General features: G+C 72.4%; 22 protein-coding genes, 1 tRNA gene and 1 pseudogene. 17 read left to right on the top strand and 7 right to left on the bottom strand.

The window, feature by feature from the left end; all coding sequences use genetic code 11:
- The 3 genes and pseudogenes from ACVMLK_RS13455 to ACVMLK_RS13445 all read right to left on the bottom strand — a co-directional run.
- A pseudogene (locus ACVMLK_RS13455) lies at positions 1–330 on the bottom strand (gephyrin-like molybdotransferase Glp); the annotation flags it as partial.
- Entirely contained in the window at positions 318–818 is a 501-nt protein-coding gene (gene mobB / locus ACVMLK_RS13450) for a molybdopterin-guanine dinucleotide biosynthesis protein B (protein WP_198367584.1), read from the bottom strand. The gene mobB and the pseudogene ACVMLK_RS13455, both read right to left, overlap by 13 nt.
- A gap of 62 nt (positions 819–880) precedes the next feature.
- Entirely contained in the window at positions 881–3,433 is a 2,553-nt protein-coding gene (locus tag ACVMLK_RS13445; RefSeq protein ID WP_198367585.1) for a cation:proton antiporter, read from the bottom strand.
- Between the two features lie 217 nt (positions 3,434–3,650).
- On the opposite strand from ACVMLK_RS13445, the gene guaD reads away from it, so the two are divergent.
- From guaD to hpf, 10 genes are all read left to right on the top strand, one after another.
- Entirely contained in the window at positions 3,651–5,018 is a 1,368-nt protein-coding gene (gene guaD, locus ACVMLK_RS13440; RefSeq protein ID WP_457486663.1) for a guanine deaminase, read from the top strand.
- Positions 5,019–5,130: 112 nt separating this feature from the next.
- Positions 5,131–5,385, top strand: a complete 255-nt coding sequence (locus ACVMLK_RS13435) for a GlsB/YeaQ/YmgE family stress response membrane protein (RefSeq protein WP_198367587.1) — start codon at positions 5,131–5,133, stop codon at positions 5,383–5,385.
- 228 nt (positions 5,386–5,613) lie between these two features.
- Positions 5,614–6,384, top strand: coding sequence for a DUF305 domain-containing protein (locus ACVMLK_RS13430; RefSeq protein WP_457486662.1), 771 nt, complete (start codon positions 5,614–5,616; stop codon positions 6,382–6,384).
- 100 nt (positions 6,385–6,484) lie between these two features.
- Positions 6,485–6,568: transfer RNA gene (locus tag ACVMLK_RS13425), tRNA-Leu, on the top strand.
- A gap of 47 nt (positions 6,569–6,615) precedes the next feature.
- Positions 6,616–7,275, top strand: coding sequence for a ribonuclease D (locus ACVMLK_RS13420; RefSeq protein ID WP_422922069.1), 660 nt, complete (start codon positions 6,616–6,618; stop codon positions 7,273–7,275).
- Between the two features lie 221 nt (positions 7,276–7,496).
- Positions 7,497–8,195: an LPS export ABC transporter periplasmic protein LptC gene (gene lptC / locus ACVMLK_RS13415; protein ID WP_370592061.1), complete on the top strand. Its 699-nt coding sequence runs from the start codon at positions 7,497–7,499 to the stop codon at positions 8,193–8,195.
- Positions 8,195–9,190 carry an LptA/OstA family protein gene (locus ACVMLK_RS13410; RefSeq protein WP_457486664.1) on the top strand — a complete coding sequence of 332 codons (996 nt, stop codon included), beginning with the start codon at positions 8,195–8,197 and terminating at the stop codon, positions 9,188–9,190. The genes lptC and ACVMLK_RS13410 overlap by 1 nt, the downstream gene beginning before the upstream one ends.
- Complete coding sequence (gene lptB / locus ACVMLK_RS13405) at positions 9,187–9,939, top strand: LPS export ABC transporter ATP-binding protein (RefSeq protein WP_198367591.1); 753 nt, start codon at positions 9,187–9,189, stop codon at positions 9,937–9,939. Before ACVMLK_RS13410 ends, lptB begins: the two co-directional genes overlap by 4 nt.
- A 68-nt stretch (positions 9,940–10,007) precedes the next feature.
- A complete protein-coding gene (rpoN, locus tag ACVMLK_RS13400) occupies positions 10,008–11,540 on the top strand; it encodes an RNA polymerase factor sigma-54 (protein ID WP_457486661.1) in 1,533 nt (510 codons plus the stop codon).
- Between the two features lie 64 nt (positions 11,541–11,604).
- A complete protein-coding gene (gene hpf, locus ACVMLK_RS13395) occupies positions 11,605–12,282 on the top strand; it encodes a ribosome hibernation-promoting factor, HPF/YfiA family (protein ID WP_198367593.1) in 678 nt (225 codons plus the stop codon).
- A gap of 49 nt (positions 12,283–12,331) precedes the next feature.
- Here the strand turns inward: hpf and ACVMLK_RS13390 are convergent, their stop codons facing one another.
- The 3 genes from ACVMLK_RS13390 to pdxH all read right to left on the bottom strand — a co-directional run bounded on the left by ACVMLK_RS13390 (position 12,332) and on the right by pdxH (position 15,451).
- Positions 12,332–13,207 carry a universal stress protein gene (locus tag ACVMLK_RS13390; RefSeq protein ID WP_457486660.1) on the bottom strand — a complete coding sequence of 292 codons (876 nt, stop codon included), beginning with the start codon at positions 13,205–13,207 and terminating at the stop codon, positions 12,332–12,334.
- Between the two features lie 120 nt (positions 13,208–13,327).
- A complete protein-coding gene (locus tag ACVMLK_RS13385; protein WP_457486659.1) occupies positions 13,328–14,800 on the bottom strand; it encodes a bifunctional aminoglycoside phosphotransferase/ATP-binding protein in 1,473 nt (490 codons plus the stop codon).
- Between the two features lie 42 nt (positions 14,801–14,842).
- Positions 14,843–15,451 (bottom strand): pyridoxamine 5'-phosphate oxidase, encoded by a 609-nt coding sequence (gene pdxH, locus ACVMLK_RS13380; RefSeq protein WP_198367596.1) that lies wholly within the window; start codon positions 15,449–15,451, stop codon positions 14,843–14,845.
- A gap of 119 nt (positions 15,452–15,570) precedes the next feature.
- Here pdxH and fabI point away from each other — a divergent pair, with 119 nt between their 5' ends.
- The 5 genes from fabI to ACVMLK_RS13355 all read left to right on the top strand — a co-directional run bounded on the left by fabI (position 15,571) and on the right by ACVMLK_RS13355 (position 19,581).
- The gene (fabI, locus tag ACVMLK_RS13375; RefSeq protein ID WP_198367597.1) at positions 15,571–16,419 is read left to right on the top strand and encodes an enoyl-ACP reductase FabI; all 849 of its coding nucleotides are present in this window, start codon (positions 15,571–15,573) and stop codon (positions 16,417–16,419) included.
- Positions 16,420–16,508: 89 nt separating this feature from the next.
- Entirely contained in the window at positions 16,509–16,685 is a 177-nt protein-coding gene (locus ACVMLK_RS13370) for a hypothetical protein (protein WP_198367598.1), read from the top strand.
- A 109-nt stretch (positions 16,686–16,794) separates the two neighbouring features.
- Positions 16,795–17,901 carry a chorismate synthase gene (aroC, locus tag ACVMLK_RS13365; RefSeq protein WP_198367599.1) on the top strand — a complete coding sequence of 369 codons (1,107 nt, stop codon included), beginning with the start codon at positions 16,795–16,797 and terminating at the stop codon, positions 17,899–17,901.
- A 137-nt stretch (positions 17,902–18,038) separates the two neighbouring features.
- Positions 18,039–19,286 (top strand): hypothetical protein, encoded by a 1,248-nt coding sequence (locus tag ACVMLK_RS13360; RefSeq protein ID WP_198367600.1) that lies wholly within the window; start codon positions 18,039–18,041, stop codon positions 19,284–19,286.
- 145 nt (positions 19,287–19,431) lie between these two features.
- Positions 19,432–19,581: a peptide chain release factor 1 gene (locus tag ACVMLK_RS13355; RefSeq protein WP_198367601.1), complete on the top strand. Its 150-nt coding sequence runs from the start codon at positions 19,432–19,434 to the stop codon at positions 19,579–19,581.
- A gap of 126 nt (positions 19,582–19,707) precedes the next feature.
- On the opposite strand, the gene ACVMLK_RS13350 is transcribed toward ACVMLK_RS13355, so the two are convergent.
- On the bottom strand, positions 19,708–20,448 hold the full coding sequence (locus tag ACVMLK_RS13350; protein ID WP_457486658.1) for a TlyA family RNA methyltransferase: 741 nt from the start codon (positions 20,446–20,448) through the stop codon (positions 19,708–19,710).
- A gap of 289 nt (positions 20,449–20,737) precedes the next feature.
- On the opposite strand from ACVMLK_RS13350, the gene ispH reads away from it, so the two are divergent.
- Entirely contained in the window at positions 20,738–21,751 is a 1,014-nt protein-coding gene (gene ispH / locus ACVMLK_RS13345; RefSeq protein ID WP_198367603.1) for a 4-hydroxy-3-methylbut-2-enyl diphosphate reductase, read from the top strand.
- An 83-nt stretch (positions 21,752–21,834) separates the two neighbouring features.
- Positions 21,835–23,067 (top strand): adenosyl-hopene transferase HpnH, encoded by a 1,233-nt coding sequence (gene hpnH / locus ACVMLK_RS13340; protein ID WP_198367604.1) that lies wholly within the window; start codon positions 21,835–21,837, stop codon positions 23,065–23,067.
- Positions 23,068–23,102: the final 35 nt, after the last annotated feature.

Genomic DNA, 23,102 nt, shown 5'->3' with positions numbered 1-23,102 from the left:
GGTCAGGATGCGCCGCGCCCCGCCGGGCGGCAGCGGCGCCCCCGCCGGCTGGCCGGCGGCGGTGCGCCCGTCCAGTGCCAGGCGGGTGCCACCGATGGCGGCCAGGTCGGCATGGCGGAAGGCGTAGCCGTCCACGGCGCTGTTGCGGAACGGCGGCAGCGGGCGCGGGGCGTGGAGATCGCCGGCCAGCACCCGCCCCTGCGCCGCCAGGAGCGGCACCCGCTCCGACCCGCCCGGTGCCGGCACCCGGGCGAGGATCATTGCCGCCGCGGCCTCCGGGGCCAGGAGCCTGTCGTCGGCGGCGAAGCAGTCGTCCGTCAGCCCGGCCATGGCGCCGCGTAGCGCAGGACCAGGGCGGCGGCGCCCGCGATATCGTCGAGCGCGGCATGCGGCAGGCCGCCCGGCGGCGGCGCATCGGCGGCCACGGCACGGATGGCCGGGTCCTCGGGATGCAGCCAGGGCTTGCCGTTGGCGGCCCGGAACACCTCGATCTTGGGATGCCGCTCGCGCTTGAAGCCCTCGATCAGCACCAGATCGACCGGGTCGAGCCGGGCGAGGAGCGCGGCCAGGGGCGGCTCGGGGGCGCCGCGCAGCTCGGTCAGCAGCGCCCAGCGCCGCGCCGAGGCGACCAGCACCTGATGCGCCCCGGCCTGGCGGTGGCTGTGGCTGTCCTTGCCCGGCTGGTCCAGGTCGAACTCGTGATGCGCGTGCTTGAGGGTGGAGACGCGGAGCCCCTGCCCGGTCAGGTGCGGGATCAGGCGGGTCAGCAGGGTGGTCTTGCCGGCGCCGCTCCAGCCGGCCAGTCCGATCAGGCGCATACCGCCGGCTTATCGCAGGATGCGCGCCGCGCAAAGCGGCGGCTCGGCGGCGGCGGAGCGCTTCATGCCGGACGTCGCGCCTCGTCCCCGAGTTCCACCGGCTCCGGCTGCGCGGGGGCGGGCTGCGGCTCGGGCGGCGGCTGCCGCGCGGCGGAGATCCGCTCCAGGCGCGCCGCCAGCTCCGGCGCCTCCATCAGCAGGCGATGGAAGCTCCCCGCATCCAGCTCCAGCAGGTGGCAGAAGCTGGTGGCCCGGGCGCGGCCGCGCCGGCGCGAGGGGCGCAGCAGCTCCGCCTCGCCCAGCACGTCGCCATGGCTGAGCGCAAGGGAGAGGCCCTCCATCTGCAGCTCGACCTCGCCGCGGCTGATGAAGAAGACCGAGCCGGCGCGCTGGCGGCGGCGGTAGATCCATTCCCCCGGCACGGCGAAGCGGATGGTCACGCTCATCGCCAGGTCGTGCAGCAGCGCGTCCTGCAGCCCGGCGAAGAGGGGGAATTCCTCGATCCGCTTGTCGAGCCCGGCCTGGATGTTGAACTGCAGCGGCCGCGCCACCTGCCGCCGCAGCAGCTCGAGCCCGCGCACCAGCTCGTCGTACAGTTCCTCGCCGACCAGCGATTCGTGGCGGAGCTGGCTGTATTCCTCCGCCTCCAGCCGCAGCCCGACCTGGCGCAGGATGCGGGTCTCCAGCGCCTCGGCATAGCCGGGATACTGGATGCGCAGCGTCTCCATCGCATCCTCCAGCAGATCCTCGCGCCGGCCGACGATGTCGGAGACCACCTCGGTGACGCGGTGGCCCAGCACCGGCTCCATGCGGCGGCGCATGAAGCGGGTCATGGAGCGGGAGACGAGATGCGTCAGCAGCAGCATCTCGAAACGCTCGGCCATGCAGTGCATCAGCGGCGTGTCGATGCGGAAGCGCCGGTGCAGCGCCTGCGCCAGATGGAAGCGCAGGCTCGGCTGCAGCCGCTTGCGCGCCGCCTGGAGGTAGCCGAAGCGGCCCTCGCTGCGGGCGCCGTCGATCATGCTCTCGGCGTTCCAGAGCAGGTTCTCCATGACGCGGCGCGACAGGCCCTGGTCCTGGAACATCTCCGCCAGCAGCGAGCGCTCCTGGCTGGCGAAGGTGATCAGGCCGAGGATGACGCGGTCGCGGTCGCCGATCGCGGTGTCGAAGGTGTTGGCGGCGGTCTCGACCTTCACGCGGCGGTCGTAGAGATCGACCACATGCGCCGTCGCCGGGGCCGAGAAGCCGAGCTCCACGGCGGTGCCGCGCAGCTTGTCGCGCACCTCGCCAAGCCCGATGGCGACGACCTGGTTGCGCAGCGCCTGGTCGGCCGGGGAGAGGCGGTCCAGCTTCAGCGCATGCACCAGGAAGCGCAGCGTGGTGCCGTTCACCAGCAGGGTGGACAGCACGTAGCCGGTGGCCAGGATGGCGACGAACTGCTGCACCTCGCGCGGGACGGCGCGGTTCTCGGTGACGGAGAGGGCGAGCGCCAGGGTGATGGCGCCGCGCAGCCCGCCCCAGAGCATGGTGACCTTGAAGGGGTTGGGCACGCGTTGCGCCAGCCGGCCCCATTCCAGCAGGGGCAGGGCGCCGAACAGCACGGCGGCGCGCGCCGCCATGGCCGAGGCGATGACCACGCCGATCAGCACCAGGTCCCATTGCTGCATGCCGAGCATCAGGCGCGGCACCAGCATCGAGGCCATCACGAAGACCAGCGAGCTGGCCCAGAAGGCGAGCTGGCCCCAGACATCCTGCAGGTACTGCCAGCTCTGCGGCCGCACCGTGGAAGGGCCGACGGCGCTGACCGTGAGGCCCGCCGCCGCCGCGGCGACCACGCCGGAGAAGTCGAGGTACTCGTCGCAGAGCAGGTAGGCGATGTAGGGCAGCGCCAGGGTGAGCGTGACCTCGGCGGTGCGGTTGTTGCCGAGGAAAGGCAGCGCCGCGAGCATGGCCCGCGCCAGCACGAAGCCCACCGCCAGCCCGCCGGCGAAGGAGGAGACGAAGGTCAGCGTCGCCGCCGCGAAGGACATCGGGTGCTGGCCGGTGAGCTGCGACAGCAGGATGGTGAAGATCGAGATGGCGGCGGCGTCGTTCAGCAGGCTCTCGCCCTCGACCAGCCGCGTCAGCCGGCTGTTGGCGCCGATCTCGTGAAAGATGCCGACCACGGCCGAGGGGTCGGTGGTGGCGACAATGGCGCCGAGCATCAGGCAGGCGGTGAGCGGGACGCCGGCCAGCGGCGCCAGGGCGTAGCCGATGGCCGCCGTGGTCACCACCACCGCCACCACCGCCATCACCAGCACCGGCGCCCAGTCCCGCGCCAGGCGGCGGACGTCGATCGACAGGGCGCCATGGAACACCAGGAGCGGCAGGAAGATGTAGAGGAAGACCTCGGCGCTCACCGGGAAGCGGGCCACGGCCAGCGCCGCCTCGTCGAGCGGAGCGGTGACGGTCGGGCTGTTCAGCACCAGCGTCGCCCCGCCGCCCAGCAGCACGCCCACCACCGCCAGCAGCACCGTGCTGGACAGCATCAGCCGGTTCGCCAGCGGCTGGATGGCGCTGACCACGATCAGCAGCATGGCGATGGCCAGCAGGGTATGGGGCAGGTCGTTCAGCATCGGTCCACTCGTCTTGCCCGCCGCGCGCCCCCGAAGGGTCGGCGCCACGTCCGGCGGACCGGCATGGCGGCGGGTTGTGGCGGGTATAAGGCGCCGCGGTGCCGCCGTCCGGCACGTTTTGTGTCGCGATGCAATATGACATCCTGCCGCGCCGGGGCGGATGACCGCGCCGGCCGGACCCAGGGCCGGACCCAGGGAGCGGGTCAAGGAGCGGATCATGGGAACACAGGCGCTGCGCGGCGCGGCGATCAGCTTCGAGGCCGATCCGTTCCTGGCCGCCCCCGGTACCGCCCCCGGTACCGCCCCTGGGGCCGCCCCCGGTACCGCGCTGCGGCACTGGACGGATGCGCTCATCGTCCTCGAAGCGGGCCGCATCCGCTCGGTGGGCGACTGGTCGGCTGCCGCGGCGGCGGCGCTGGCGGCGGAGGGCGTGCCCGTCACCCACCACCGCGACGCGCTGATCTGCCCGGGCTTCATCGACGCCCATGTGCATTACCCGCAACTGCCGATGATCGGCGCGCATGGCGAGCAGCTGCTCGGCTGGCTGGAGCGCCACACCTTCCCGACCGAGGCCGCCTTCGCCGATCCGGCGCATGCCGCGCGGGTGGCGGAGGCCTTCCTCGACGCGCTGCTGGCCGCCGGAACCACCACGGCGGCGGTCTACTGCACGGTGCATCCGCAATCGGTCGAGGCCTTCTTCGCCGCCTCGGAGCGGCGCGGCACCCGCATGATCGCCGGCAAGGTGCTGATGGACCGCAACGCGCCGGAGGCGCTGCGCGACACGGCGGAGGGCGGCGTGGCGGATTCGGCGGCGCTGCTCGACCGCTGGCACGGACGGGGGCGCCAGCTCTATGCCGTGACGCCGCGCTTCGCGCCGACCTCGAGCCCGGCGCAGCTCGCCGCGGCCGGGCGGCTCTGGCAGGCGCATCCGGGCACCTACATGCAGACGCATATCGCCGAGAGCCCGGCCGAGGTCGCCTGGGTGCGCGAGCTCTTCCCCGAGGCCGCCGACTATCTCGACGTCTATCGCCAGGCCGGGCTGACCGGCCCGCGCGCCATCCTCGGCCACGGAATCCATCTCTCCGAGGCCGAGTTCTGCCATTGCCACCGCAGCGGCACGGCCCTGGCCCATTGCCCGACCTCCAACACCTTCCTCGGCAGCGGGCTGTTCCGGGCCTTCGAGGCCAGGCGTCCGGCGCGGCCGGTGCGGCTCGGCCTCGGCACCGACATCGGCGCCGGCACCAGCCCGTGCCAGCTGCGCAGCATGGGCGAGGCCTACAAGGTCGCCCGCCTCGGCGGCCATGACCTCACCGCCCTGCAGGCCTTCTACCTGGCGACGCGCGGCGGCGCCGAGGCACTGTACCTGGAGGACCGGATCGGCAGCCTGGCGCCGGGGATGGAGGCCGATCTCGTCGTGCTCGACCTCAAGGCCACGCCGCTGCTGGACTTCCGCCTCGGCTTCTGCGACGGAATCGAGGAGGTGCTCTTCGTGCTGATGACGCTGGGCGACGAGCGGCTGGTGCGCGCCACCTACGTGTCCGGGACCCTCGTATCCGGGACCCTGGCCGCCGGCGGGGCCGGCTGAGCCGCGACATTTCCCACGCCGCCGCCGCAACCGTCACGCGGCCCGGATGTTGTTCCGCCGTCGGCTGGGCCTTGGCCGCGCCAGCCCCACCCCAACGGCGGAGACCCGGCACATGGGCATCATCTGGACCATCATCATCGGCTTCCTGGCCGGTATCGTCGCGAAATTCCTGATGCCGGGCCGCGATCCCGGCGGCTTCATCATCACCACCCTGCTCGGCATCATCGGCGCCGTGGTCGCCACCTATCTGGGGCAGGCGGTCGGCTGGTACCGGGCGGGGGAAGGGGCAGGATTCATCGGCGCGGTGGTCGGCGCCGTCATCCTGCTGGCGATCTACCGGGCCGTGGCGGGCCGTCGCGCCGTCTGACGGCACTCGCCGCCCGCTGGCGGATTGCGGAAGGCTCCGGGAGGACTGTCCCGGAGCCTTTTTCCTGTCCGCCCCGCGGCGGCGCAGCGCGTTTCGAGGGGAGAAGCGCTCGCAGCCACGTGATGGAACCTTTCCGCGCCGGCCCTTTTGGACAAGGCGCGGGCCGCCGGAACGGCCGGCCATGCCAGGACCCGCGCAGGACCGAACAGCCGGCAAGGAACTCCGCCCATGCCCCGACCGCATCACCGGACCGCTGCCCTCCTGGCGGGACTCCTGTTGCTGATGCCGGCCCTGGCCACGGCGCAGCAGGCCGGCGGGGTGGGCCGCACCTACGATCCGGAGCAGGAGGCCCAGGCGGCGCCGGTGCCGACCACCTGGTGGGACATCCTGCCGCGCGAGGCGGCCGCGGCCGCGATCGCCGCCGACCGCGACTATGTCGAGGGCATGCGGCCGCATCACGCCGGCGCCCTGACCCTGGCGCGGGACTATCTCGCCGATCCCGACGCCGCCAGCCCGGTGCTGAAGCACCTGGCGCAGGCCATCATCACCAACCAGGGCTTCGAGATCCTGCTGCTCGATACGGTGGCAGAGCAGCTGCGGCATCCGCCCACCGACCTCTTCGCCGGGCTCGTGATCCGTCCCGTCGGCGTCGAGGGGCTGGGCCCCTACAACCACCATATGCATGCACCCGCGCCCGGCCCCCTGGCGGCGCTGAACGGCGGGGCGCCGATCTCGGCCCGGGACGTGCGCTTCGCCAAGGAGATGTCCGTCCATCACCAGGCCGCCGTGCGGATGGCACGGGCGTACAATGGCCAGCCCGAGGCGCGGAACGACTTCCTGCGCCTGCTGAACGTCAACATCCTGCGCGACCAGACGCAGGAGATCGCCGTGATGCGGGGTGTCATCGACGCCTATCCGGGCGATGCCTCGGCCATCACGATCGACCCCGACCGGATCCCCGGAATGCAACACATGCAGCGGCATGCCAGCCATGGCTGAGGCCGCGGGCGTCTTGTCAGAAAACCGCCATTCTCCCTGTTGACGAGATGCGACGCCCCCCATAAAAGCCCGTCCACGCCGTTCGGCGTTTCGCCTCCTTGCCCAGGTGGTGGAATTGGTAGACGCGCTGGCTTCAGGTGCCAGTGACCGCAAGGTCGTGAAGGTTCGAGTCCTTTCCTGGGCATATCTCCTCTCCGGCTCCTGGCCGGTTCCGGAAAGGCCGGTGACGGAATGGCGAAGGGAAGCACCCTGTTCGCGCCGAACGCCATGATCAAGCTGCACAGGCATGACCTGCCGCCCGATCTTCGCCTGGGCCCGGTCGTCGCGATCGACACCGAGACCATGGGCCTCGACCCCCGGCGTGACCGCCTCTGCCTCGTACAGCTCTCGGCCGGCGACGGCACGGCGCACTGCGTGCAGATCATCCCCCCCGCCCTGGGCGGCCGCGGCGCGGACTGCCCCCATCTCAAGGCCCTGCTGAGCGATCCCGGCACGGTCAAGCTGTTCCACTTCGCCCGCTTCGACGTCGCCATCCTGCGCGCCGCGCTCGGCGTGGAATGCGCTCCGGTGCGCTGCACCAAGATCGCCGCCAAGCTGGTCCGCACCTTCACCGACCGGCATGGGCTGAAGGATCTCTGCCGCGAGCTACTCGGCGTCGAGATCTCCAAGCAGCAGCAATCCTCCGACTGGGGCGCGCCGGAGCTGACGCCCGAGCAGCTCGCCTATGCCGCCTCGGACGTGCTGCACCTGCACGCGCTCTGGGCCAAGCTGGAGGGGCTGCTGCGGCGGGAGGGCCGGCTGGATCTTGCCGAGGCCTGCTTCCGCTTCCTGCCGGCTCGCGGCGCGCTGGACCTGCTCGGTTATGACGAGCCCGATATCTTCGCCCACTGAGTTCACCCGCTCAGCAGGCACGGCGCGCGCTGCGCAATCGCGGCAAAAGTTTGGCATGGTTTTTGTTTGGGGGAGGCCGCCTGACGCGTTGACCCGACCCGGAGCCAGCCCCATACAGGCGGGGTGACGTCGTCCCTGCCCTTGTCCACCGCGTTCCTGGCCCTCCCGGCCGCCTTTGGCGGCAGGGCTATGCGTGGCTGGCAGACAGGCGAAGCCGGCCCGTGACCCCGTCGAATTCCCCGCGCGACAGCCTCGCGGGCCCGCGCCGTGAGCCTGGCGCGAGCCGCAGCCGGGCGCTCGAGCCCTCGCGCGCGCGGGTGGCGATGACCGCCCGCAGCCTGGCGCGGCGGCGGATCCTGGTCCGGCTGGCCCGCTGGCTGCTGCCGCTCGCCGCCCTGGCCCTGCTGGCGGCGGTGGCGCTCTGGCCGGAATTCGAGGGCGCCGAGGATCGGGGCCGCCTCGCCTTCCGCCGCGCGGCGCAGACCAGCGCCGAGGCGATGCGCATCTCCAATGCCCGCTATCAGGGGCTGGACGAGCAGAACCGCCCCTACAACGTGACCGCCGACACGGCGGTGCAGCAGGAGCAGACCGAGCTGATCGACCTGACCCGGCCGCGCGCCGACCTGCTCATGAACGATGGCGCCTGGGTGTTGCTGGAATCCCGCGAGGGCCGCTACGACAAGGCACGCAACATGCTGGACCTGAACGGTGACGTCACTCTCTGGCACGACGACGGCAGCACCTTGAGAACCGCGGCGGCGACGATCGACATCGGCGCCGGCAGCGCCGCGGGCGACCGCCCGGTGGCCGCCCAGGGGCCCTTCGGCACGCTGGTCAGCGAAGGCTTCCGCCTGCGCGACCGGGGGCAGGTGGTGCTCTTCACCGGCCAGGCCAGGGCGGTGCTGGAGGGCGGCCGGTGATGCGCCCCCTCCCCCGCTTCGCCGCCGCCCTGGTGCTGGGGGCGATGCTGGCCGGGGCCGCCGCGCCGGGGGCCGCGCGGGCCCAGTCGCTCGACCTGACCCAGGGCGGGCCGGTCGAGGTGACCGCCAGCAATGGCATCGAGTGGCGGCAGCAGGAGCAGGTGGTGATCGCGCGGGGCAATGCCCGCGCGGTGCGCGCCGGCGTGACCGTCACCGCCGATCGGCTGATCGCCCGCTACAGGCCCCGCGCCGGCCAGGCGGGAGCGACCGGCCCGGCCGCCGCGCCCGCCGCGCCGCCGGCGGCCGGCGAGACGCCGATGTCCGGCGGCGAGATCTGGCGCCTGGAGGCGGAGGGCAATGTCCGCATCGACAGCGCCACCGACCATGCCGAGGGCGACCGCGCCATCTATGACCTGGACCAGGCCGTGCTGGTCATGACCGGGCGGGCGCTGAAGCTGACCACGCCGAACGAGGTGCTGACCTCGCGCGACAGCATGGAGTACTGGCCGCAGCGCCGCATGGCCGTGGCCCGCGGCGCCGCCGTGGTGGTGACGCAGGACCAGCGGCGCATCGCCGCCGACACGCTGGTCGGCTACTTCCAGGAGCAGGGCGCGGCCGCGCAGCCGGCACGGCCGGCGGCCCAGCCCGGTCAGCCGGGCCAGGGCAGCCAGCTCGAGCGTGTCGAGGCCTTCGGCAATGTCGAGATCCGCACGCCCCAGGAGGTGGTCCGGGGGGATCGCGGCGTCTATTCGGAGCTGACCGGCATGGCCCGCCTGCTCGGCAGCGTGCGGATCACCCGGGGCGACAACCAGCTGAACGGCCAGGAGGCCATCGTGAACATGCGCACCGGCGTCGCGCGGCTGGTCTCGACGCCGGGCCAGCGGGTCAGGGGCCTGATCATCCCGCAGCAGGGCCAGGAGGCGCTGCAGCCCCAGGGGCAGCCCCAGGGGCAGCCGCAAGGGCAATCCCAGGGCCAGGGAGGGCGCGGCCGGTGAGCGCCTCGCTCAAGGTGATCCCCGGCCAGGGCGGGCTGGTCGCGAAGGATCTCGGCAAGCGCTACAAGAAGCGCCCCGTGGTGCGCGGCGTCTCGCTCGGCGTGCGGCGTGGCGAGGCGGTCGGGCTGCTCGGCCCGAACGGCGCCGGCAAGACCACCACCTTCTACATGATCACCGGCTTGGTTCGCCCCGACCAGGGCCAGGTCTTCATGGACGGGCACGACGTCACCCTGATGCCGATGTACCGCCGCGCGCGGATGGGCCTGGGCTACCTGCCCCAGGAAGCGTCGATCTTCCGGGGCCTGTCGCTCGAGGACAATATCCGCGCCGCGCTGGAGGTGGTCGAGCCGCAGCGCGACCGGCGCGAGCAGATGCTCGACGCCCTGCTGGCGGAGTTCGGCATCGCGCACCTGCGCCGCTCCCCGGCGCTGGCGCTCTCGGGCGGCGAGCGGCGGCGCTGCGAGATCGCGCGCGCCCTGGCCACCCACCCCGCCTATATCCTGCTCGACGAGCCGCTGGCCGGCATCGACCCGATCGCGGTGGGCGAGATCCGGGACCTGGTGAAGCACCTGAAGGACCGCGGCATCGGTGTGCTGATCACCGATCACAACGTGCGCGAGACGCTCGAGATCATCGACCGGGCCTACATCCTGCACGATGGGCAGGTCCTGATGGAAGGCACGCCGCAGGATATCGTCGCCAACGAGGACGTGCGGCGCGTCTATCTCGGCGACCGGTTCAGCCTCTGACCATGCCGCCCCGCCGGCCGCGCCCGCCCGCCGCCCCGCCTCCGGCCCGGCCGATTCCGGGCTGAGCCATGGCCATCGGCCCACGGCTGGACCTCCGCCACACCCAGTCCCTGGTGATGACGCCGCAGTTGCGGCAGGCCATCAAGCTTCTGCAATCCTCCAACATGGAGGTCATCGCCTTCGTCGAGGAGGAGCTGGAGCGCAACCCGCTGCTGGAGCGCGACGAGCGCCCCACGCCAGAGGATGCGCAGACCGCGCGCGAACCCGCCGCCGCGCCGCCGCCGGCGGACAGTTTCGAGACCGTGGCGGCCGCCACCCTGCCCGGCGAGGCCGAGGCGCCGCTCGACATCCGCGACTGGTCGAACGTCTATGACAGCGATCCGCCGGCGCGCGGCGGCCGCGCCGATTTCGACGAGGATCCGCGCGGCATCGACGAACTGGCGGTGGAGCGGCGCCGCAGCCTGCGCGAGGAGCTGGGCGAGCAGGCGCGCCTCGCCTTCGATGACCCGCAGGACCGCAGGATCGCGGCGCAGCTCATCGCCCTGCTGCATCCCTCCGGCCGGCTGCTGGCGGAGGATGCCGCCATCGCCGCCGCGCTGAGCGCCGAGCCGGCGCGTGTCGCGGCCATCCGCGCCCGCATGCAGCGCTTCGAGCCGACCGGCATGTTCTGCCGCTCGCTCGGCGAATGCCTGGGCGTGCAGCTCGCCGAGCGCAACCGCCTCGATCCCGCCATGGCCGCCCTGCTCGAGCATCTCGACCTGCTGGCGCAGCGTGACATGCGCGGCCTGATGCGGCTCTGCGGCGTCGATGCCGAGGATCTCGCGGAGATGGTGGCCGAGATCCGGCAGCTCGACCCGAAGCCCGGCGCCGGCTTCGACGACGACCCGCCGCCGGTGGTGGTGCCCGACGTGCTGATGCGCCCGGCACAGGGCGCGCCCGGCGCGGCGGCGGACGCCGAATGGGTGCTCGAGCTGAACCCGGAGACGCTGCCGCGCCTGCTGGTCAACCGCGGCTTCCACGCGCGTGCCCAGGTGGGCGCGACGCGCGAGGAGCGCGCCTTCCTGTCGGAGAAGTTCCAGGCGGCCAACTGGCTGGTGAAGAGCCTGGAGCAGCGCGCCAACACCATCCTGAAGGTGGCGGCGGAGATCGTGCGCCGGCAGGACGCCTTCTTCCGCCTGGGCGTCGCGCATCTGCGCCCCCTGATCCTGCGTGACGTGGCCGAGGCGGTGGAGATGCACGAATCCACCGTCAGCCGCGTCACGGCCAACAAATACATCGCAACCCCGCGCGGCAATTTCGAGTTGAAGTACTTCTTCACCACCGCGATCGGCGGCATGGCGGGCGAAACTTTCAGCGCCGAGGCCATCCGTTATCGCATCCGGGCCATGGTATCGGCCGAGACGGCTGACAATATCCTCAGTGACGACGCGATCGTCGCCACGCTGCGCGGAGAAGGAGTGGACATCGCCCGCCGGACGGTGGCCAAATATCGCGAAGCGTTGCGCATTCCGTCGTCTGTGCAGCGCAAAAGGGAGAAGGCCGGCATGGTCTTCTCTCAAAACGGGAGAGGGCCGGCCCGGTCCGCCCCGGAGCGGGCGTGACCCGCCCGCGCCGCCGCCCTCCGGGACGGCCCCTTCCCATGCAAGAAGGAGGGGTTAGCCCACCATGCATATCGTAGTGGCAGGGAAGCAGGTCGAAACCGGGGATGCCCTGAAGGTCCATGTGGCCGAGGGGCTCCAGACCGTCACCAGAAAATACTTCGACCATGCTCTGGAAGCGCATGTGACCTTTGGCAAGAATCGCGCTTTCTTCACCTGTGCGATCGATATCCACGCCGGGCGCGGGCTGTCCCTGCGCGGCGAGGGTGAGGGCGCCGATGCCCACCGTGCCTTCGATGAAGCGGCGGCGCATATCGCCAAGCGGCTGCGCCGCTACCGCCGCCGGATGAACGAGCATTCCCGCCATCTCGCGGATGAACGCCTGCCGGTCACGGCCGAGACCGCCCGCCAGGTCGTGCTGGCGCAGCCGGTGGAGGAGCCGGAGGAGCCGATCGACGCCGCCGTGCTGCTGGACGGGCTCGATGGGGAGGCGGAGGGCGAGCCGGAGGCCCTGCGCGCCGCCAGCCCCCAGGCCAATGGTCATGACGGGCAGGACCACGGCGCCATCATCGCCGAGACGCCCACCGAGATCGCGCGGCTGACCGTCAGCGAGGCGGTGATGCGCCTCGATCTCGGCCAGATGCCGGTGATGATGTTCCGCAACCGCGCCAGCGGTCAGTTGAACGTCGTCTATCGCCGGCAGGACGGCCATGTCGGCTGGATCGACCCCACCTCGACCGCCTGAACGGACGAAGCGGCGGTCCGGGTCGCGCCCCGGATCGCCGCGCCGCCGCTCAGCGGCACATCAGGACGGGGATGTCCGCGTTCTCCAGCACATGCCGCGTCACCCCGCCCAGGATCAGCTGGCGCAGGCGGGAGTGGCTGTAGGCCCCCATGCAGAGCAGGTCGGCATTGAAGTCGCGCGCCGCGCCCAGCAGGCCGGCGCCGACCTCGCGCGTCTGCGGCTTGAAGGGCTCGGCCTCGGCGGTGATGTTGTGCCATCGCAGATAGGCCTGGAGGCCTTCCGCCGTCGGGCCGCGCCGCTGGTAGTCATCGCTGTAGAGGATGCGCACCGCCTCGGCATGGTGCAGCCAGGGCAGCGCCGCCGCCACCGCGGCCGCGCTCTCCGCCGTGCCGTTCCAGGCGCAGCAGACGCGGGTGCCGATGCTGGCGGGCGCCTGGCGCGGCGCGATCAGCACCGGCCGGCCGGAATCGAAGAGCACCGCATGCAGCGCGTCGGAGGAGGAGACATCCTCATCCGCCTCGGGATGCGGGACCACCGCCATGTCGTAGAGGCGCGACTGCTGGGCGACGATGTCCTCCTCGCGGCCGGCGATGGATTCGAAGGAGAGCGTCGGGCCATCGGCCTTCAGCGCGCTCTCGGCCGAGAGCGCGATGGTGACGTCGCGGCCCTGCACGAACTTCTCGAACAGCGCGCGGACCCGGCCGGCGCGCTCGCCGCTCTCACGCTCGGTCGCGGCCATCATCTCCTCGATCATGGCGCCCGAGAGCCCCTCACCCGCCAGGGGCGCGACGTCGCGGGCATCGACGCGGACATGCAGGCAATGCACATGCGCGTTCCACATGCGCGCCACCATCAGGGCGGTGCTCAGCGCCGCCTCACCGGCGGCGGTTCCCGTCAGCGGCAGCAGCAGCCGGCGATAGGCCATGGAAGGATCTCCTTCAGTCCAGGCCCCCGGAGGCCGGGGGACGTGCAGAATAGCACGGACGCCGCGCCAAGTCCCCGCTCGCGCGCGGCGGGCGCCGGAGGCCGATCCGGCCCGGATGGCTCAGAACAGCGGCGGCAGCACCACCTCGCCGTCACCGGCCGCGACCCTGGTCCAGTCGAGCGGCCCGGGGTCCCGGCGCGCGGCGCGCTCCAGCACCGCCAGGTCGGCATCCGAGGCATCGCCGCGCCGCGCCGCCACGCGCGCCCGCAGCACCGGCAGCGGGGCCTCGAGCCAGATCCCGCGGAAGGGCACCCCGGCCCGCGCCGCCGCCGCCGCGATGCCGGCCCGCAGCGCCGGGTCGAGGAAGGCGGCATCGGCGATCACCGCGTGCCCGGCGCGCGCCGCCGTCTCGGCCGCGGCGAAAAGCTCGTCATGGACGGCGGCGCTGACCTCCGGCGCATAGGCCCCGGGCGGCAGCCGGACCTCGGGCGCGACACCATGGCGCCGCTTGCGGATCTCGTCGCTGCGCAGGATCAGCGCGCCGGGCATGGCACCGAGGTCCGGCGCCACGCGCCGCGCCAGATGCGACTTGCCGCTGCCCGGCAGGCCGCCGATCGCCAGGATCCCGCCGGGCGCCGGGCGCAGCGCCGCCTGGGCCAGGTCCAGCAGGCCGAGACCCTCGCCGAGCCGCCCGCCTCCGGCCGCCGCCTGGACATGGGCGCGGATCATCGCCCGCATCGAGATCCAGAAGGGAAGCCCCGCCACCAGGCCGGCATCGCCGCGGCGCGCGACGTAGCGGTTGAGCACGCGGTTGGCGGCGCCCGCCCCCAGCCGGAAGCCCAGGTCCATCAGCAGGAAGGCCAGGTCGTAGCCGGTGTCGATGGTGGCCAGGACCTCGTCGAACTCCAGCGCGTCGAAGGCCGCCGGCCGCCCCCGCCAGAGCAGCAGGTTGCCGAGATGCAGGTCGCCATGGCAGCGCCGCACCGCGCCGGCGGCGGCGCGGGCCGCCAGCGCCGGGGCGCGCCGTGCCAGCTCGGTCCGCGCGGCGGCCTCCCAGGCGGCGACGCGCTCCGGCGGCAGTCCGGCCGCCCGGGCCGCCGCCACGTTGCCGTCGAGCACCGCCGCCATCCGCCCCGGCGAATCCCATCCCGCGACCGGCGGCAGGGCGGCGTGCAGCGCGGCCACCGCATCGCCCAGCGCGTCCTGCAGGGCGTCATCGAGCCCGCCCCGCCGCGCCACGGCGTCGAGGAAATCCCCTGACGGCACCGGCGCCATCTCCACCACCCAGTCCACCACCTCCCCCTCGTCCGGGGCGCCGCCCAGGACGAGGCCGCCGGCCCGCCGCACCACCGGCAGCACGGCACGGTAGAGGCCGGGCGCCGCGGCGGCGTTCAGCTCCAGCTCGCGGCGGCAGAAGCACTCGCGCGCGGCCAGCGGCGTGAAGTCGAGGAAGCCGAGCGAGACCGCCTTCTTGAGCTTCAGCACCCGGTCGCGGCCGATGAAGACGGCGGAGATATGCGTCTCCAGCGGCGCGGCGCCAGTCAGGCGGGAGAGCTGCGCCACCACCTCGCGCTGCGGGAAGGGGATGCTCATCGGCCAGGTCTCACGGGGCGCGCGCGGCGGCCGGACGCCGGCTCAGGGCGCCAGGATCTCGACCCGCCAGCCGCCCTCCGGCCGGGCCTGGAAGACGCGGCGGTCGTGCAGGCGGAAGGGCTGGTCGTGCCAGAATTCGATGCGCGTGGGGATGACCCGGAAGCCGCCCCAGTAGGGCGGGCGGGGGATCTCCTCCCCGGGGTAACGGGCCTCGGCCTCGCGCAACCCGGCCTCCAGCTCCTCGCGGCCGGAGAGCGGGCGCGACTGCCGCGAGGCCCAGGCGCCGAGGCGGGAGATGCGGGCGCGGGAGGCGTAGTACTCGTCCGATTCCGCCTCGCCGGTGTGCTCCACCCGCCCCTCCACCCGCACCTGCCGGCGCAGCGACTTCCAGTGGAACAGCAGTGCGGCGTGGGGATTGGCCGCCAGCTCGACACCCTTGCGGCTCTCGCGGTTGGTGAAGAAAACGAAGCCGCGGGCATCGAGGCCCTTCAGCAGCACCATGCGGGCGGAGGGCAGGCCATCCGGCGTGGCGGTGGCCAGCGTCATGGCATTGGGATCGTTCGGCTCGGCCGCCCTCGCCTCGTCCAGCCAGGCGGCGAAAACCGCGAAGGGATCGGCCGCGGGATCGGTGAACGAAACGGATACGGACATGCGGCTCCCCCTTGCCCAGGCCTCGGGGGTGTGCCACCAGGGCCAGACCCTTGCAACGGGGGATGCCCCCACTCCCGCAGCCCTGCCCTGCAACCCCGATCGAAGCGGTCCTGCCCCAGATGGAATCTGCCGCCCCTCAAGCGACTCCTGCCAACGGCCCTCCCCAGGGCCAGCTGATGTCCGGCAAGCGCGGCCTGATCATGGGCGTGGCGAACGACAAGTCCATCGCCTGGGGCATCGCCCGCGCCGTGGCGGCACAGGGCGCCGAGCTGGCCTTCACCTATCAGGGCGAGGCGCTGGAGAAGCGCGTCCGCCCCCTGGCCGCCAGTGTCGGCAGCGACCTCGTCCTGCCCTGCGACGTGGCGGATGATGCGAATATCGACGCCGCCTTCGCCGCGATCGAGGCGCGCTGGGGCCGGCTCGACTTCCTGGTCCACGCCATCGGCTTCGCCGACAAGCAGTTCCTGCGCGGCCGCTACATGGACACGCCGCGCGACGCCTTCCTGCAGGCGCTGGACATCTCCTGCTATTCCTTCGTCTCGGTCAGCCGCCGTGCCGCGGCGCTGATGGCGGAAGGCGGCAGCCTGCTTACCCTCACCTATCTCGGTGCCGAGCGGGTGACGCCGCATTACAACGTCATGGGCGTGGCCAAGGCGGCGCTGGAGGCCAGCGTGCGCTACATGGCGGTCGATGTCGGGGGCCGGGGCATCCGGGTGAACGCCATCTCCGCCGGGCCGATCAAGACCCTGGCGGCGAGCGGGATCGGCGATTTCCGCTACATCCTGAAATGGAACCAGTACAACGCGCCGCTGAAGCGCAACACGACGATCGAGGATGTCGGCGGCGCCGGCGTCTACCTGCTGTCCGATCTCGGCGCCGGCGTCACCGGCGAGGTGCTGCATGTCGACAGCGGCTATCACGTGGTCGGCATGAAGGCCGAGGACGCGCCCGACATCACCGTCGCCTGAGGGAACGCGGCACGCCAACCCTTCGCGGCCCGAACCGTTGACCCTCCCGGAGGGCGGCCAGCCGGCCGCCGCAGCACCAGGAGAAGCCGATGGACCGGAAGAAGCCCGATCCCGCACCGCCCGAGCCCGCCAGCGGCAGCGTCGAGAACCCGATCCCGCCGGGCGAGGCGCAACCCGGCGACGCCAATGAGCTGGGCTCCAACCTGGGCGGTCCCGTGGACGTCTTTCCCGGCAAGCCGCGCAAGCCTCGGCAGTCGGGCGAGTAGGGCCGCGCGGGGCGGACCCTCCGCCACCGTCTGAGCGGCGGCATCTTCTCGGCCGGGTCCCGATCCCGCATAACCGGCGGCTTCCCGCCAACTGCCGGTGTCCCTACCCATGTCGCACAACAGCTTCGGCCATCTCTTCCGCGTCACGAGCTGGGGCGAGAGCCATGGTCCGGCGATCGGCGGCGTGGTGGATGGCTGCCCGCCCGGCCTGCCGCTGAGCGAGGCCGACATCCAGCCCTTCCTCGACCGCCGCCGCCCCGGCCAGTCGAAGTTCGTCACCCAGCGGCAGGAGGCGGATCAGGTCCGCATTCTCTCCGGCGTCTTCGAGGGGCTGACCACCGGCACGCCGATCAGCCTGCTGATCGAGAACACCGATCAGCGCAGCAAGGATTACGGCGAGATCCGCGACCGCTTCCGGCCGGGCCATGCCGACCTCGCCTACCACCTCAAATACGGCGTGCGGGACTATCGCGGCGGCGGCCGCGCCTCGGCGCGGGAGACGGCGGTGCGCGTCGCCGCCGGGGCCATCGCCCGCAAGGTGCTGGGGTCCGGAGTGAGCATCCGGGGCGCGTTGGTGGGCCTGGGGCCGCTCGGCATCGACCGCGCCCGCTTCGACTGGGCCGAGGTCGGGCGCAACCCCTTCTTCTGCCCCGATCCGGCCGCCGTGCCGCTGTGGGAGGAGAAGCTCTCCGCCGTCCGCAAGGCCGGCAGCAGCCTGGGCGCGATGATCGAGGTGGTGGCCGAGGGGCTGCCGCCGGGCCTCGGCGCGCCGCTCTACGGCAAGCTCGATGCCGAGATCGCGGCGGCGCTGATGAGCATCAACGCGGTGAAGGGCGTCGAGATCGGCGAGGGCTTCGCCAGCGCCGCGCTGGATGGCGAGGCGAATGCGGACGAGATGCGCATGGGCGCGGACGGCGAGGTGGCGTTTCTCTCCAACCATGCCGGCGGCATCCTGGGCGGCATTTCCACCGGCCAGCCCGTCGTCGCCCGCTTCGCCGTCAAGCCGACCTCGTCGATCCTGACGCCGCGCCGCTCGGTGGACCGGTTCGGGGAGGAGGTGGAGGTGCTGACGAAGGGCCGGCACGATCCCTGCGTCGGCATCCGCGCCGTGCCGGTGGGCGAGGCCATGCTGGCCTGCGTCCTGGCCGACCACCTGCTGCGCCACCGCGCGCAGAATCCCGACGCGCCCGGCCGCCCCCGCCTGCCGCGCAACTAGGGCGGGCTCCTCCCGGCGCCACCCGGGCCCGCCGCTCACAATCGCGTGCGCGGGGCGGCCGGCGGTCTGCTCCCTGTCCTCCGGGTGCCATCCGGGACGTTACCATCCGGCCAGATCAACAGACCGGAATCCCATCGATGCCGCTTGCCGCCGCCCTGACCGACGCGGTGATCGCCGAGGCGGGCCAGCATCCGGAGGCGACCGCCGCCGAACTCTGCCGGGATCTGCGGGACCTGGCTGGCGCCGAACACTGGTCCCGACGCATGGCGGATCTGGCCGGGCTGGCCCGCCCGCGCTCCTGGACGGCCCGCGCGGCGCAGCGACGGCACGCGCTGGAACTGCTCCTGGACCGTCTCTCCGGCCCCGGTGAGGCCCCCGCTCCGAACCAGGCGGAGCAGGCGGTCCTCGCCCTGGCGCGCGAGGCGGTGCGGCTGGCCGACAGCCTGCCCAGGGCCGCGCGGGGCCGCCTGCGCGACCGGCTGCTGGCCGGCCTGGCCGGCGAGGCCACGCTGATCCCCCTGTTCCACCTGCTGCGCGAGGCGGGGCGGCAGCGCGCGCGCGGCTTCGAGGTGCGCTTCTCCGGCCTGATCGACGGGACGCCGCACGACCTGCTGCTGCGGCGCGACGGCGCCGAGGCGGAACTCGCCTGCCTCACCCTCTCGGCCGAGGCCGGGCAGCCGGTGCAGCATGGCCATTGGTGCGCCCTGATGGACGGCATCAACCCGGACCTGCAGACCTGGCTGGCGGCGCATCCCGGCCGCTACCTCCTGAAAATGACCCTGCCCTCGGGGCTGCGCGGGCCGGAGGACGTGGCCGGCCTGCAGCGGCAGGTCAGCGCCCTGCTGGCGGCGCAGAAACGGCAGGACCATTCCGAAGCGGCGGTGCTGAAGCTCGACCCGCTGGTCCTGGCCGGCGCCCGGGCCAGCGCGCAGGGGCTGCCGGAGCGGCTGCGCAGCCTCTTCGGCCCGGAGGCGCATCTGGCCGTCACCGCCGATCCCGGCGGCGGCAGCGTCTTCGTCATGGCCGCCCGGGCGGGGCAGGAGGACGGCGTGGCCGCCGCCGCCGCCGCCGCCCTGGAGCGTGCCGTGGCCGAGCGGCTGGAAGGCCGCCGCCCGGGCATCCTGGCGCTCTTCCTGGACGATATCGAGCGGCATCGCTGGCTGGAGCTGCGGCAGAGCCTGGCGCTGGAGAGCGCGGTCCGGCGGATCTTCACCCGGCCCGATGTCAGCGCCCGCCTGGTCGCCGCCAGTTGCGCCACCCGGATGGAGCTGTTCGGGCCGTCGCGGCCGGATGAGGAGGATGAGGGGGAACTCCGCTTCCGCAACCCGGCGCATCTCGCCGCCCGCTGCGAGGCGCTGCTGCCGGCCATCCGCTCCACCGTCTAGAATTCCGTCGATTCCTCACCCAGCTGACAGCATCGTGAGCGCCGCCGCGGGCCGCGCGGAAAAGTTTTGTCGCAGTGCTGACACTTTTGGAGGCATGCTGCGTTGCAGAAGTCCCGTAACAGCCGCGCCCCAGGATCAAGGCCCGATGTCGGAACGTGACATGGATGCCAAGCTGGCGGAGCTTGACCGCCTGCTGAACGACCCCGAGGTCCAGATGGACCCGCATCGGGTATGGTCGCTGTTGCAGGAGATTTCCGGCGCGCAGAAGGGCAAGACCGCCCGGGCCGCGGCCTAGAGCAGATCCCGATCCGGTGGAATCACCGGAGCGGGCGAAGATGCTCGCAGAGACAAATGGCCGAATCGTTTGCCGTGAGCCGGTGCGAACGGCAGACGCTCGAGAAGGGCAGCGCAGGACGCGGCCTCACGCGTCCCGGCGCGCCGCGATCAGGAACTCGCGGTTTCCTTCCGGGCCCAGGATGGGACTCGGCTCCACGCCCAGTACCCGCCAGCCCGGCAGGCCCTCCCACCAGCCCCGTACCCGGTCGCAGACCTCCTGGTGCACCGCCGGGTCCCGCACCACGCCGCCTTTGCCGACCTTCTCCGGCCCGGCCTCGAACTGCGGCTTGATCAGCGCCACCGCCCAGGCCTCCGGCGCCGCCAGGCCGAGCGCCGCCGGCAGCACGGTGGACAGGCCGATGAAGCTGGCGTCGCAGACCACGATTCCCGGCGCCTCCGGCACCAGCCCGGCGTCGAGTCGCCGGGCATTGGTCTTCTCCAGCACCACGACGCGCGGGTCGCTGCGCAGCTTCCAGGCCAGCTGGCCGTGCCCGACATCGACCGCGTAGACCCGTGCCGCGCCGCCCTGCAGCAGCACGTCCGTGAAGCCGCCGGTCGAGGCGCCGACATCGACCGCGACGCGCCCGGCGGGGTCGAGCGCGAAATGGGACAGGGCATGGGCCAGCTTCATGCCGCCGCGGCTGACCCAGGGGTGCTCCTGCCCCTTCACCTCCAGCGGCGTGTCCTCCGCCACCGGCTGGCCTGGCTTGTCGATCCGCCGCGTCTGCGAGAACACCTTGCCCGCCATGATCAGCGCCTGCGCCCGGGCACGCGATTCGACCAGCCCGCGCTCGACCAGGGCGATGTCGGCTCGCTGCTTCGGCATGATGGCTTCCTCTCCTGGCCGGCGCGCGCCCGGCCGCGGCGCGCTTCCGGGAATCTCCGGCGGAGGGGGTTTCCGACGGGACGGCGCGTCAGGCAAGCTTCACCTCGCGAAACTGCCATTGGGCGATCCGGCGGATGCTCCATAGTGTCCCCGGGCGTCGCTGCCCGTCAGGACCGCCCACCGGAACGCCCATTGGGACGCCTACTGGGAACGCCCACTGGGGACGCCTACTGGGAACGCCCACTGGGGACGCCTACTGGGGACGCCTACTGGGGACGAAGGATACCGCATGCGTGTCTTGCTGGCCCAACCGAGAGGATTCTGCGCGGGGGTCGTCCGCGCCATCGACATTGTCGAGCGCGCGCTGGAGCGCTTCGGGGCGCCGGTCTATGTGCGGCATGAGATCGTGCACAACCGGCACGTGGTCGAGGACCTGCGGCGCAAGGGCGCGGTCTTCGTGGACAGCCTCGACGCGGTGCCGGACGGCGCCGTCACCATCTTCAGCGCCCATGGCGTCGCCCGTTCGGTCACCGCGGCGGCGGCGGCGCGCGGCCTGCCGGTGCTGGACGCGACCTGCCCGCTGGTCGCCAAGGTGCATGTCCAGGCGCGGCGCTACCTGGCCCTGGGGCGGGTGGTCGTGCTGATCGGCCATGCCGGCCATGCCGAGGTGGAGGGCACGCTCGGGCAGGCCGGGGCGGGGGAGCGCATCCACCTGGTGCAGGACGCCGGCGAGGCGGCGCGGCTCGATCTGCCGCGCGACACGCCGCTCGCCTATGTCACCCAGACCACGCTGAGCGTCGATGACACGCGCGGCATCATCGAGGTGCTCGCCGCCCGCTTCCCGCGGCTGGAAGGCCCGGACGTGAGCGACATCTGCTATGCCACGCAGCATCGGCAGAGCGCGGTCCGGGATCTCTGCCGCGAGATCGACCTGCTGCTGGTCGTCGGCAGCCCGAGCAGTTCCAATTCCAACCGGCTGCGCGAGATCGGCCTGGAGCTGGGCCTGCCCAGCCACCTCCTGCCCGACGGCGCGGCGCTCGACCCGGCCTGGCTGGAGGGCGTGGCGACGGTGGGGCTGACCGCCGGCGCCTCGGCGCCGGAGGCGCAGGTGCTGGATGTGCTGGACGCGTTGCGCCGCCATGTCGAGGTTGAAGTCGTGCCGATGTCTGGTATCCGTGAGGATGTCGAGTTCCGTCTGCCCTCCGCGTTGCGGAAGCCGGCCGGGGCGGCGCCGGGACGGTCGGCCCCGCCCGTGACCGGTCCGCCCGTGACCGGCCCGCGGGTCCGGCCGGACGTCCGGTGAGCCGGACGGGCCGGCAGGACACTGAAATCAGCCCCTGGCGTCCCGGCCTGCCAATCGCCGGTTCGCGCCGAAGGAGAGAGTCTTTGGGAATTCCATTGCGTCAGGCCGCCCGGATCGGCACCTACCTGATGCGCCAGCACCTCTCGGGCCGCAGGCGCTACCCGCTGGTGCTGATGCTGGAGCCGCTGTTCCGCTGCAACCTCGCCTGTGCCGGCTGCGGCAAGATCGACTATCCGGCCGAAATCCTGAATCAGCGCCTCTCCTACGAGGACTGCATGCAGGCGATCGACGAATGCGGCGCGCCCGTCGTCTCCATCGCCGGCGGCGAGCCGCTGCTGCACAAGGAGATGCCGCAGATCGTGCGCGGCTTCCTGGAGCGGAAGAAGTTCGTCATCCTGTGCACCAACGCGCTGCTGCTGGCCAAGAAGATCGACGACTACGAGCCCAGCGAGGCCTTCACCTGGTCCATCCACCTGGATGGCAACGAGGCGATGCACGACAAGTCGGTCTGCCAGGCGGGCGTCTACGACAAGGCCGTGGAGGCGATCCGGCTGGCGAAGTCGAAGGGCTTCCAGGTCAGCATCAACTGCACGCTCTTCAACGACGCCGACCCGGCCGAGACGGCTGCCTTCTTCGACGAGATGACGGCGCTGGGGCTGAACGGCATCACCGTCTCGCCCGGCTACGCCTATGAGCGCGCGCCGGACCAGCAGCACTTCCTGAACCGGCAGAAGACCAAGGAGCTGTTCCGCGGCATCCTGGCGCGCGGCCGCGGCGGCAAGGCCTGGCCCTTCACCCAGTCGCGCATGTTCCTGAACTTCCTGGCCGGCAACGAGAGCTACCACTGCACGCCCTGGGGCAACCCGACGCGCACCGTCTTCGGCTGGCAGAAGCCCTGCTACCTGCTGGGCGAGGGCTATGCCGCGACCTTCCGGGAGCTGATGGAGGACACGGCCTGGGACAGGTACGGCGTCGGCAACTACGAGAAATGCGCCGACTGCATGGTCCATTCCGGCTTCGAGGCCTCGGCGGTCAAGCACATGGTGACCAATCCGGTGAAGGCGCTGGCGGTGACGCTGGGCGGCATCCGCACCGAGGGGCCGATGGCCGCCGACATCCCGATCGACCACCAGCGCCCGGCCGAATACGTCTTCTCCGGCCATGTCGAGCGCAAGCTGGCCGAGATCCGCACCACGCGGCCGGCGGCGGGCGGCAACCGCCCGCGCGTCACGCGCCGCGCCGCCTCAGGGGATGCCTCAGGGGCCGGGGAAGCGGGCGGCGAGGCCGGCGCCGGCCCGGCGGTGGCCGCGCAGTAGCGCGCGGAAGGCGCGCTCCGCCTCCCAGCCGGTGC

The sequence above is a fragment of the Teichococcus aerofrigidensis genome, from assembly GCF_054073225.1.
Note: the sequence above shows the minus strand (reverse complement) of the source record. Positions and strands in the feature narration are given on the sequence as shown.

Coding starts and splice junctions, on each gene's coding strand:
- mobB (WP_198367584.1), bottom strand. CDS start 818: ATGCGCCTGATCGGACTGGCCGGCTGGAGCGGCGCCGGCAAGACCACC.
- ACVMLK_RS13445 (WP_198367585.1), bottom strand. CDS start 3,433: ATGCTGAACGACCTGCCCCATACCCTGCTGGCCATCGCCATGCTGCTG.
- guaD (WP_457486663.1), top strand. CDS start 3,651: ATGGGAACACAGGCGCTGCGCGGCGCGGCGATCAGCTTCGAGGCCGAT.
- ACVMLK_RS13435 (WP_198367587.1), top strand. CDS start 5,131: ATGGGCATCATCTGGACCATCATCATCGGCTTCCTGGCCGGTATCGTC.
- ACVMLK_RS13430 (WP_457486662.1), top strand. CDS start 5,614: ATGCCCCGACCGCATCACCGGACCGCTGCCCTCCTGGCGGGACTCCTG.
- ACVMLK_RS13420 (WP_422922069.1), top strand. CDS start 6,616: ATGGCGAAGGGAAGCACCCTGTTCGCGCCGAACGCCATGATCAAGCTG.
- ACVMLK_RS13410 (WP_457486664.1), top strand. CDS start 8,195: ATGCGCCCCCTCCCCCGCTTCGCCGCCGCCCTGGTGCTGGGGGCGATG.
- rpoN (WP_457486661.1), top strand. CDS start 10,008: ATGGCCATCGGCCCACGGCTGGACCTCCGCCACACCCAGTCCCTGGTG.
- hpf (WP_198367593.1), top strand. CDS start 11,605: ATGCATATCGTAGTGGCAGGGAAGCAGGTCGAAACCGGGGATGCCCTG.
- ACVMLK_RS13390 (WP_457486660.1), bottom strand. CDS start 13,207: ATGGCCTATCGCCGGCTGCTGCTGCCGCTGACGGGAACCGCCGCCGGT.
- ACVMLK_RS13385 (WP_457486659.1), bottom strand. CDS start 14,800: ATGAGCATCCCCTTCCCGCAGCGCGAGGTGGTGGCGCAGCTCTCCCGC.
- pdxH (WP_198367596.1), bottom strand. CDS start 15,451: ATGTCCGTATCCGTTTCGTTCACCGATCCCGCGGCCGATCCCTTCGCG.
- fabI (WP_198367597.1), top strand. CDS start 15,571: ATGGAATCTGCCGCCCCTCAAGCGACTCCTGCCAACGGCCCTCCCCAG.
- ACVMLK_RS13370 (WP_198367598.1), top strand. CDS start 16,509: ATGGACCGGAAGAAGCCCGATCCCGCACCGCCCGAGCCCGCCAGCGGC.
- aroC (WP_198367599.1), top strand. CDS start 16,795: ATGTCGCACAACAGCTTCGGCCATCTCTTCCGCGTCACGAGCTGGGGC.
- ACVMLK_RS13360 (WP_198367600.1), top strand. CDS start 18,039: ATGCCGCTTGCCGCCGCCCTGACCGACGCGGTGATCGCCGAGGCGGGC.
- ACVMLK_RS13355 (WP_198367601.1), top strand. CDS start 19,432: ATGTCGGAACGTGACATGGATGCCAAGCTGGCGGAGCTTGACCGCCTG.
- ACVMLK_RS13350 (WP_457486658.1), bottom strand. CDS start 20,448: ATGCCGAAGCAGCGAGCCGACATCGCCCTGGTCGAGCGCGGGCTGGTC.
- ispH (WP_198367603.1), top strand. CDS start 20,738: ATGCGTGTCTTGCTGGCCCAACCGAGAGGATTCTGCGCGGGGGTCGTC.